The organism is Variovorax sp. GW458-11-26-14-LB1 (genome assembly GCF_059423965.1).
Window position 1 is genome coordinate 44,089 of record NZ_JBWKYW010000011.1, and the last position, 8,844, is coordinate 52,932.

Annotated in this window: 9 protein-coding genes; 4 read left to right on the forward strand and 5 right to left on the reverse strand. The window is 69.8% G+C overall.

Translation table 11 applies throughout. The annotated features are described in order from the left end of the window. Positions 1-13: 13 nt before the first annotated feature. Positions 14-2,134 carry a TonB-dependent siderophore receptor gene (locus AC07YS_RS10205; RefSeq protein WP_495268356.1) on the reverse strand — a complete coding sequence of 707 codons (2,121 nt, stop codon included), beginning with the start codon at positions 2,132-2,134 and terminating at the stop codon, positions 14-16. Positions 2,135-2,355: 221 nt separating this feature from the next. Here AC07YS_RS10205 and AC07YS_RS10210 point away from each other — a divergent pair, with 221 nt between their 5' ends. Further along, a complete protein-coding gene (locus tag AC07YS_RS10210) occupies positions 2,356-2,673 on the forward strand; it encodes a hypothetical protein (RefSeq protein WP_495268357.1) in 318 nt (105 codons plus the stop codon). A 19-nt stretch (positions 2,674-2,692) separates the two neighbouring features. Here the strand turns inward: AC07YS_RS10210 and AC07YS_RS10215 are convergent, their stop codons facing one another. Further along, the gene (locus tag AC07YS_RS10215; RefSeq protein WP_369646315.1) at positions 2,693-3,592 is read right to left on the reverse strand and encodes a LysR substrate-binding domain-containing protein; all 900 of its coding nucleotides are present in this window, start codon (positions 3,590-3,592) and stop codon (positions 2,693-2,695) included. 128 nt (positions 3,593-3,720) lie between these two features. On the opposite strand from AC07YS_RS10215, the gene AC07YS_RS10220 reads away from it, so the two are divergent. Next, positions 3,721-5,052, forward strand: coding sequence for an MFS transporter (locus tag AC07YS_RS10220; RefSeq protein WP_495268358.1), 1,332 nt, complete (start codon positions 3,721-3,723; stop codon positions 5,050-5,052). A 46-nt stretch (positions 5,053-5,098) separates the two neighbouring features. Beyond that, the gene (locus AC07YS_RS10225; RefSeq protein WP_307696133.1) at positions 5,099-6,202 is read left to right on the forward strand and encodes a M14 family metallopeptidase; all 1,104 of its coding nucleotides are present in this window, start codon (positions 5,099-5,101) and stop codon (positions 6,200-6,202) included. A 16-nt stretch (positions 6,203-6,218) separates the two neighbouring features. Here AC07YS_RS10225 and AC07YS_RS10230 read toward each other — a convergent pair whose 3' ends face one another. After that, positions 6,219-7,016 carry an enoyl-CoA hydratase/isomerase family protein gene (locus AC07YS_RS10230; protein WP_487848272.1) on the reverse strand — a complete coding sequence of 266 codons (798 nt, stop codon included), beginning with the start codon at positions 7,014-7,016 and terminating at the stop codon, positions 6,219-6,221. A gap of 78 nt (positions 7,017-7,094) precedes the next feature. Beyond that, entirely contained in the window at positions 7,095-7,529 is a 435-nt protein-coding gene (locus AC07YS_RS10235; protein WP_223301410.1) for a hypothetical protein, read from the reverse strand. 135 nt (positions 7,530-7,664) lie between these two features. On the opposite strand from AC07YS_RS10235, the gene AC07YS_RS10240 reads away from it, so the two are divergent. Then, positions 7,665-7,880 (forward strand): hypothetical protein, encoded by a 216-nt coding sequence (locus AC07YS_RS10240; protein WP_062477590.1) that lies wholly within the window; start codon positions 7,665-7,667, stop codon positions 7,878-7,880. 17 nt (positions 7,881-7,897) lie between these two features. On the opposite strand, the gene AC07YS_RS10245 is transcribed toward AC07YS_RS10240, so the two are convergent. Then, positions 7,898-8,815 carry a DUF808 domain-containing protein gene (locus AC07YS_RS10245; protein ID WP_095746193.1) on the reverse strand — a complete coding sequence of 306 codons (918 nt, stop codon included), beginning with the start codon at positions 8,813-8,815 and terminating at the stop codon, positions 7,898-7,900. Between the last annotated feature and the right edge of the window lie 29 nt (positions 8,816-8,844).

Consider the following 8,844-nt stretch of genomic DNA (forward strand, 5'->3'; position numbering starts at 1 on the left):
GGGGCGCGCGGGTTCAAAGATCGATCTTGACCAGGGCCTTGATCGTACGCGGCGTGCCGACCGCCAGCCGCGTGCCGGCCGCCGACCAGTAGCGCTTGTCGCCCACGTTGTCGATGTTCAGCTGGAAGGTGGTGCGCTTGCCCATGAGCTGCGCCACGTAGCGCGCGCCCAGGCCGAAGACGGTGGTGCCGCCGATGAAACCCTGGTTCAGGTCGTCGACGGGACGGCGCCCCGTGAAGTACGCGCCGCCGTTGACCGACAGCCCCGGCACCGCCGCGATGTCGTACGAGAGGAAGGCGCTCGCCGTGGTGCGCGCCGTGTTCTCGGGCCGCTTGCCGTCGTACTGCGCGTTGATGCGGCGGAACTCGGCATCGAGCCACTGGCCCGAGAGCTGCCACGCCAGCGCGGGCGTGAGCCGCCCCTGCGCCGACACCTCGAGGCCGCGGTAGCGCTGGCGCCCGCTGGCCACGAAGGTGTTGGCGCTGTCGGTGTAGGCGCCGGGCCGTTCGATGTCGAACAGCGCGCCCGACAGCAGCGTGCCGCTGCCGGTCAAACAGCGCAGGCCGATTTCCTTCTGCCGGCTCACGCCCGGCGGCATGCGCGTGTTCTGGTTGGCGGTGCCGGCCGGCGCCACCTCGCCCTCTTCCACGCCCTGCGAGTACGACACATAGGCCATGAGGTCGGGCGTGAACTTGTAGCTCAGCGCCGCCAGCGGCGTGGTCTTGCGCACGCTGTAGTCCAGGGCCGGCAGCGTGGCGCTCGCGCCCTGCCAGCTCTGGTAGCGCGTGTGGCGCAGGCCGGCCACCAGCTGCCACTGCGGCGAGAAGGTGATGCGGTCGAGCGCGTACAGGCCCAGCTCCTCGCTGTCCTGCGCGCCCGAGGTGGGCCGCGACGGCATCGCGCTCAGCGCCAGCGCGCCGATGGGCACGGGGTTATACAGGTTCTGCAGCGTGGTCGCACCGCCATAGTTGCGCTGGAACACGGGCGCCTGCGTCTTGTCGCTGCGTGCCGCGCCGAGCGTCAGCTCGTGCTGCAGCGCGCCGGTGGCGAAGGTGCCGAACAGCTCGGCGCGCAGCAGGTCGGAGCGTTGCTCGAGGTGCTGCACGTTGCCCGTGAGACGGCCCAGGCCGGTGCGCACGTTGTAGGTGCCGAACTGCGCCAGGCGCCGGTCGCGCTCGGCCTCGGAATGGCCGGCTTCCACGCTGAGCGCCCAGTTGTCGCTCAAGGCGTAGTCGGCGCGCAGTTGGGTGTTGGTGACCTCGGCCTCGAACACGGCCCAGGGCGGCGCGATCAGCTTGTGCGGATCGGGCAGCGCCGGCAGCGCGATGACGCCGTTGACGGCCGCAAGCCGCGCGATGCCGGCCTGCTCGGTGATGCGCTTGCGGTAGTGCTCGATGTCGGCCTTCAGCGTGAGCCGTCGGTTCACGCGCCAGTCGAGCGCGGCCGAGACGAATTTGCGGTCGCCGTCCACGCCGTCGATGGTCGAGCCCAACTGGCCGCCGGCCGCGTTCAGCCGCAGCCCGAACTGGTCGTTCTCGCCGAACTGGCGGCCGATGTCGAGCTGGCCCTGCAGTCCGCCCTGGTTGTCGACGCTCATCCCGAGCGAGGTGACGGGCGTGCGCCCCGCACGCTTGGTGACGAAGTTGATCACCCCGGCCGGCGTGGTGAAGCCGTAGTACAGCGCCGACGCGCCCTTGAGCACCTCGACGCGCTCCTTGTTCTCCATCGGGATCTCGGACACGTTGGGGATCGCGAGCGCGCCGTTGAGGCGGTAGTTGGTGCGGTTCTCCACGGCAATGCCGCGGATGACAAGCTGATCGAAGGTGTCGCCGCCGTTCTGCTGGCGCGTCACGCCGGCCGTGTTGCGCAGCACGTCGTACACGCCCGCCGCGCCCTGCAGCTCGATCACCTCGCGCGTCACGGTGTTGACCGTGGCCGGCACGTCCATCACGGACGCGCCCCGGAACGTGCCCGCCTCGACCGTCTCGGCCAGGAAGCCGTTGGCGCGCGAGGCCTCGACGTTGACGATGCTCAGTTCGCTTGCCCGCGATTCGGGGGCAGCGGACGCAGGCACGGATTGCGCCTGCGCTGCCTGTACGGCGGCGAGCGCGAGGCCCACACAAACTCTCTTCATTCAAATCCCTTGGATGTCTTCTGGCGGCGCGCCTCCCGGCGGCCTGGTGACGCTTCCGGCGTGCGGAAGCGGGAGGGATTATGAATGAGAGGAGTTCTCATTTGACAACAGTTGCCAGACCCTGCCGATAGGATCAGACGTCAGAGCGTTCGATGTCGAAACGCCATCAAGGAGGAATTCATGACTGCCAGTGAAACATCGACCAGGCGGGAGGCCCTGCGATGAAGACGGCCGGACGCCTGGCGCTCGGCGTGCTCGCCTGGGTCACGGTGGTTCCGTTGCTGGGACTTCTGTGCATGTGGCTGGGCCCGTCGGTCCTTGACTCGCCCGAAGCCTCGCGCGTCACCATGTATGCGGTCCAGGCCATCAACCTCGGCGCGGCCGCGCTGCTCTACTGGTATGCCGTGCCGAGCGTGCCGCACTGGGGCCGACGCCTGGCCTACTTCGTCGCCTTCGTGGTGCTGATGGTGGTCGCCAGCGCCCTCGTGGCCTTCGGCGTCAAACTGCTTTTCGTGGCACTGGTGCTGTTCTCGCGTTGAGCAAAGGCCCGGCGGGCCGTTACGTCGCCCTCATCGCAGACGCCCGCTGGATGCACTCGATGAAGTGCTGCGCCGCCGGCGTCGACGGCTGCCCGCGCCGGCGCACCACGCACACGTTCAGCACCGGCAGCGTCTCCCGCACATCGACGCGCCGGATGCCGTGGCGCTTGAAGCTGAGCCCGGCCAGCGGCTCGACGAAGAGGCCGATCAAATCCATGTGCCCCACCAGCGCCAGCGCCACGGTGACCGAGTGGCCCTGCAGCACGCGCGTGGGCGGCGACAGCCCGAGCGGGGTGAACAGCGGCGCCACGGCGTTGGTTCCGCCATGGTCGTCGCCCGGCAGGACCCACTCGGCGGCATAAAGGTCGTTCAGCGAGCGCGCATTGCGCAGCGGATGGCGCTCGCGCAGGCCGACCACCAGCTGCACCGGAAACAGCTCCAGCGCCTCGAACTGCGGATCGAGCGTGCCGGGCACGATGTGCGCCACCGCGAAGTCGAGGTACCCGTCGCGCAGCCGCGCGAGCATCCACGGCAGCACGGCCTCGCTGAACTGCACGTCGACCGCCGGCAGGCGGGTGTGGAAGTCCTTGAAGGCGGCGGGCAGCACGGTGAGCGCGAACGAGGCGCTCACGGCCAGCGAGACGGAGCCGGTGGCGCCGTCGCGGATCTGCGCAATTTCGTCGCGGGCGCGTTCCATGTCGGCCAGCAGCAGCCGCGCGCGCGGCGCGAAGGCCAGGCCGAACTGCGTGAGCCGCACGCCCTTCACGCTGCGCTCCACCAGCGGCGCGCCGACCTCGCGCTCCAGCTCGCGCACGATCTTGGTCACGGCCGGCTGCGAAATGCCGAGCACGCGCGCGGCAGCGCGGATGCTGAGCTGCTCGACCACGGCCACGAAGGCATGCAACTGATTGGGTTTCATCTTTGGAGTGACAACCAAAAGTTATCGTTGACGCCCAATTATTGTCTTTTCATGACAGCGGCGAGTCTCTAGCATCCGCCGCGGTTCGGGCCCCCGCGGCCTGCGCCCCCGATACACACAGGAGACACATGAACACCCCCGCTTCCCAGCCCTCGCCCACATCGCCCTCGTCGCCGGCCCGCCGGCGCCAGACCATCGTGGCCACCACCATCGGCAACGGACTGGAATTCTTCGACTTCACGGTCTACGGCTTTCTCGCGCTGGTGATCGGCAAGCTGTTCTTCCCCACCTTCAGTTCCTACGGCCAGCTGCTGCTGACGGTGGCGAGTTTCGGCGTCGGTTTCATCATGCGGCCGCTGGGCGGCATCGTGATCGGCGCGTACGCCGACCGTGCAGGCCGCAAGAAGGCCATGACGCTCACGATCTTCCTGATGGCGCTGGGCTGCGCGCTGATCGCCTTCACGCCGACCTACGCGAGCATCGGTGTCGCGGCGCCGATCGTGATCGTGCTGGCGCGCCTGATCCAGGGCTTCTCGGCCGGCGGCGAGGTGGGCGCATCCACCACGCTGCTGGTGGAGCACGCCACGCCGGCCAACCGCGGCTACATGGCGAGCTGGCAGTTCGCGAGCCAGGGTCTGGGCGTGCTGATGGGTGCCGTGGTGGTCGGCGTGCTGACCGTCTCGCTGTCCGCCGAAGCCATGCAGAGCTGGGGCTGGCGCGTGCCGTTCGTGCTCGGCATGCTGATCGCGCCGGTGGGCATGTACATCCGTCGCCACCTCGAAGAGTCGCTGCACATCACGCCCGAAGACGCGAAGGCGCCGCGCGAGAGCAGCCTGAAGATCGTCTGCACGCAGCACGGCAGGACGGTGCTGGCCGCCATCCTCGCGCTGGTGGGCGGCACCACGGCGGCCTACGTGGTCACCTTCTACATGCCGACCTACGCAGTGCGCGAGCTCGGCCTCACGCCCTCGGTGGCGCTGTTCGGCGCGGCGCTCACGGGCCTGCTGTCGTTCGCGCTCGCGCCCTTCGTGGGCAAGTGGTCGGACATCGTGGGCCGCAAGCCGCTCATCCTCTGGAGCCGCATCGTGATGGCGATCCTGATCTACCCGGGTTTTCTGTGGCTCAACGCCTCGCCCACGCCCGTGGTGCTGTTCACCGTGCTCGGCGTGCTGAGCATCGGCCTGGTGGTGCAGACGGTGCCGGGCATCACGATGCTGCCGGAGATGTTTCCCAAGCGCGTGCGCGCCAGCGGCATGTCGCTGGTCTACAGCGTCGGCGTGGCGCTCTTCGGCGGCTTCGCGCCCTTCATCAGCACCTGGCTGGTCAACGCCACCGGCAGCAAGCTCGCGCCGGCCTGGTACCTGGTGGGGATGACGCTGGTGTCGCTGCTGGGCCTGCTCTGGCTGCGCGACCACACCGGCCGCGACATCGATGCGGCCAACGCCCACGCGCCGGCCTGATACCGTCTTCCTCCTTCCCGCCTTCATGCACAGGAATCTTCCCGCCATGTCCCAGCCTGCCACCGCCGCCACCCGCCACTTCTCGGGCACGTACGTCGAAGCCCGCGCCAAGTTCCTCGAGGCCGCCGCGGCGCGCGGCGCCACCATCGAGTCGTTCGTGCACCCCACGCACCGCGGCGCGCTCGGCGAAGAACTCGCCACCGACGTCGCGCTGATCGGCGCGGCCGACGCGAAGAAGGTGCTGCTCGTCACCTCGGGCACGCACGGCCCCGAGGGCTTCTGCGGCTCGGGCGCGCAGGTGGCCACGCTGAACGACGCCGACCTGCTCGCGCGCCTGGAGCGCGCGGGCGTCGCGCTGCTGCTGGTGCATGCGGTGAACCCGCACGGCTTCTCGCACCTGCACCGCACCAACGAAGACAACATCGACCTGAACCGCAACCACATCGACTTCAGCGCGCCGCTGCCGGTGAACGCCGAGTACGCCGACGTGGAGCCGCTGGTGCTGCCCGCCAGCTGGCCGCCGACGCCGGCCGACGACGCGGCGGTGGCCGCCTACATCGCCACGCACGGCATGACCGCCTTCCGCGCGGCCGTCACGCGCGGGCAGTACACCTCGCCCGACGGCCTCTTCTACGGCGGCACCGCGCCGTCGTGGAGCAACCGCACCATCCGCGCCATCCTGCGCGGCTATGCGGCCTCGGCCACGCACCTGGGCTGGATCGACGTGCACACGGGCCTGGGGCCCTACGGCCACGGCGAAAAGATCTACCCGGGCCGCAACACGCCCGAAGACCTCGCGCTGGCCCATGCCTGGTGGGGCGCCGACGTGTTCGCGCCCTTCGCGGGCGACTCGGCCTCGGCCGACGTGTCGGGCCCGGTGATCTCGACCGCCTACGACGAATGCCCGAACGCGCGCGTCGCGCCCATGGGCCTGGAGTTCGGCACGCTGCCCGACCTGGAAGTGCTCGACCGCCTGCGCGCCGACACCTGGCTGCGCCGCCACCCCGAGGCGCCCGAAGCGCAGAAGCGCGAGATCCGCCGCCGCCTGCGCGACGCGTTCTACTGCGACAACGACGAGTGGAAGGGCATGGTGCTGGGGCAGACCCGCGTCGTGCTGCTGCAGACCTTGCAAGGGCTGAGCAAGGCCTGATCCGGCAGAGGTCGGCTCAGCCGAAGTTCGGCGCGCGCTTCTCGCGCAGCGAGGCCACGCCCTCGCGCACGTCGGCGCCCGCGAAGCCCATGAACTCGAGTGCCAGCGAGGCGTCGAAGGTCGGCCCCGCCTGGCGCAGCCAGTTGTTCAGCGCGTACTTGGTGAAGCGGATCGCGCTCTGGCTGCCGGCCGCGAGGCGGTCGGCGATCTCGTAGGCGCGCGGCAGCAGGTCGGCCTCGTCCACGGCGAGCGACACCAGGCCGATGCGCTCGGCCTCCTCGCCGCTCACCGGCTCGCACAGCAGCAGGTGGTACTTGGCCTTGGCCATGCCGCACAAGAGCGGCCACACGATGGCCGCATGGTCGCCCGCCGCCACGCCCAGGCGGGTGTGACCGTCGACGATCTTCGCGTTCTTCGTGGCGATGGAGATGTCGGCCAGCAGCCCCGCCACCAGCCCCGCGCCCACGGCCGGGCCGTGCATGGCGCTCACGATGGGCTTGTCGCAGTTGATGATGTTGTAGACCAGGTCGCGCGCCTCCTTCCACACGCGCTGGCGCACGGTGTCGTCGGTGGTCATGTCCTGCACCATGCCCAGGTCGCCGCCGCCCGAGAAGCCCATGCCCTCGCCGCGCAGCACGGCGCAGCGCACCGTGTCGTCGGCTGCCACGTCGCGCCAGATCTCGGCCAGCTCGCGATGGCCGTCATGGCCGGCCGTGGGCAGCTTGCCGTTGGCGGCGCGCATCTGGATGTCGAGCACCGCGCCGTTCGTGCCGCGGCGCGTGAGGGCGAGGGTCTGGTAGCGGGTGTAGTCCATGCGTGTGTCTCCGCCCCGCACGCACGGCCATGGCGCGGGGACTTCGTTCGGTGAGAGGAAGGACGAAAGGCCGGAGGCCTATTTTTGCGCGGCCAGCTCGCGGCAGCGCTTCACGTTCGCATCGAAACGCGGTGCCAAGCCCGGCTCGCAGGCGTCGTCGGCGGGGTTCAGCCTGCACATGCCGACCACCGCGTAGTCCATGACGGCCGCCGTGCACATCGGGTAGGCGGCCAGCTCGGGGTTGGCCTTGGCCTTGAAGCCCCAGCGCTCGGAGAACTGCACCATGCGCGTCATCGCGCCGAGGAAGAAGCTGCGGTCCTTCGCGGCAATGGCCGCTTCCATGCGCGGCAGCTCCTCGTTGAGGTAGCCGACCGAGTCCAGCGGAAAGCCGGCGGGGTCGGGCTGCGGCTGCGCGAAGGCCGTGGCGGCCATCACGGCCAGCGAGGCGCCCACGCAGGCGCGTCGCAACGGAAGGAAGAAGGCGGAACCGGTGGGCAGGTGGCGGTATGGCATGGCCTGCGATTCTGCAACGTTTGGAAGCATTTTTGCGCGCCGAGCGATGCGCGCACGCGACGTTTTGCGGTGCCCCCGACCTGCCCGCGCGGCGCGGGACAATGGCCGCTTCCGTTTTCCCTTGCAAAGACCCCCATGGCCCGACGCCCCCAACGACAGCTGCGCACCATCGAGCGCGGCATCCTCTGCCTCCTGATCGGCGTCGCCGTGCTGCTGGGGCCGCGCTTCCTCCAGGGCACGCGCTGGTTCGAGATGGTGGCCGGCGCGTACCTCGTCGGCTGGTTCGCGCTCGCGCTGGGGGTGGCGCTGGTCGGCGTCGGCCTGTTCCAGCGCGGCAAGCCGGACCGCTGAGGCCCCGCCGTCAGCCCTTAGTGCGCCGCCGCCTTCTTGCCGCGCAGCTTGCCGACGAGTTCCACCACGGCCAGCACGACGGCGCCGGCCACGATGCCGACGACAGCATTGACGCCCATCGAGCCCAGCGTGCCGAACACGCCGCCCGTGGCCTTGGCCCAGTCTTCGACCGCATGGCCGAACGCCGGCACGCCGTGCACCAGGATGCCGCCGCCCACGAGGAACATGGCGGCCGTGCCGGCCACCGACAGGCCCTTCATGAGCCAGGGCGCCGCCGCCAGGATGCCGCGGCCCAGGGCGCGCGCCGCCGCGCTGCTGCGCTGGCTCAGGTACAGGCCCGCGTCGTCCAGCTTCACGATGCCGGCCACGAGGCCATACACGCCCACCGTCATGATCAGCGCAATGCCGACCAGCACGCTGAGCTGCGTCGTGAACGGCTGGCCCTGCACGGTGCCCAGCGTGATGGCGATGATTTCGGCGGAGAGGATGAAGTCGGTGCGCACCGCGCCCTTGATCTTGTCCTTCTCGACCGCGACCACGTCGACCGTGGTGTCGGCCACGGCCTTCTGGTGGCGCGCGGTGTCGGCCTCGTGCTCCTTTTTGTGCAGGAACTTGTGGACCAGCTTCTCGGCGCCCTCGAAGCACAGGAACGCGCCGCCCACCATGAGCAGCGGCGTCACCAGCCAGGGCAGCCAGGTGCCGATGGCCAGTGCGGCCGGCACCAGGATCGCCTTGTTGACGAGGGAGCCCTTGCACACGGCCCACACCACCGGCAGCTCGCGCTCGGTGCGCACGCCGGTGACCTGCTGCGCGTTCAGCGCGAGGTCGTCGCCGAGCACCCCGGCGGTCTTCTTGGCAGCAACTTTGGTGAGGACGGAGACGTCATCGAGCACGGTGGCGATGTCGTCGAGCAGCAGGAGCAGGCTGGTGGCCATGGGCGAAAGTCGGGCTGTGGAAGAAGCGG

Excerpts from the sequence above, each read along its gene's own strand:
- AC07YS_RS10240 (WP_062477590.1), top strand. The coding sequence starts at position 7,665 with ATGGCCCGACGCCCCCAACGACAGCTGCGCACCATCGAGCGCGGCATC.
- AC07YS_RS10205 (WP_495268356.1), bottom strand. The coding sequence starts at position 2,134 with ATGAAGAGAGTTTGTGTGGGCCTCGCGCTCGCCGCCGTACAGGCAGCG.
- AC07YS_RS10230 (WP_487848272.1), bottom strand. The coding sequence starts at position 7,016 with ATGGACTACACCCGCTACCAGACCCTCGCCCTCACGCGCCGCGGCACG.
- AC07YS_RS10220 (WP_495268358.1), top strand. The coding sequence starts at position 3,721 with ATGAACACCCCCGCTTCCCAGCCCTCGCCCACATCGCCCTCGTCGCCG.
- AC07YS_RS10225 (WP_307696133.1), top strand. The coding sequence starts at position 5,099 with ATGTCCCAGCCTGCCACCGCCGCCACCCGCCACTTCTCGGGCACGTAC.
- AC07YS_RS10235 (WP_223301410.1), bottom strand. The coding sequence starts at position 7,529 with ATGCCATACCGCCACCTGCCCACCGGTTCCGCCTTCTTCCTTCCGTTG.
- AC07YS_RS10210 (WP_495268357.1), top strand. The coding sequence starts at position 2,356 with ATGAAGACGGCCGGACGCCTGGCGCTCGGCGTGCTCGCCTGGGTCACG.
- AC07YS_RS10245 (WP_095746193.1), bottom strand. The coding sequence starts at position 8,815 with ATGGCCACCAGCCTGCTCCTGCTGCTCGACGACATCGCCACCGTGCTC.
- AC07YS_RS10215 (WP_369646315.1), bottom strand. The coding sequence starts at position 3,592 with ATGAAACCCAATCAGTTGCATGCCTTCGTGGCCGTGGTCGAGCAGCTC.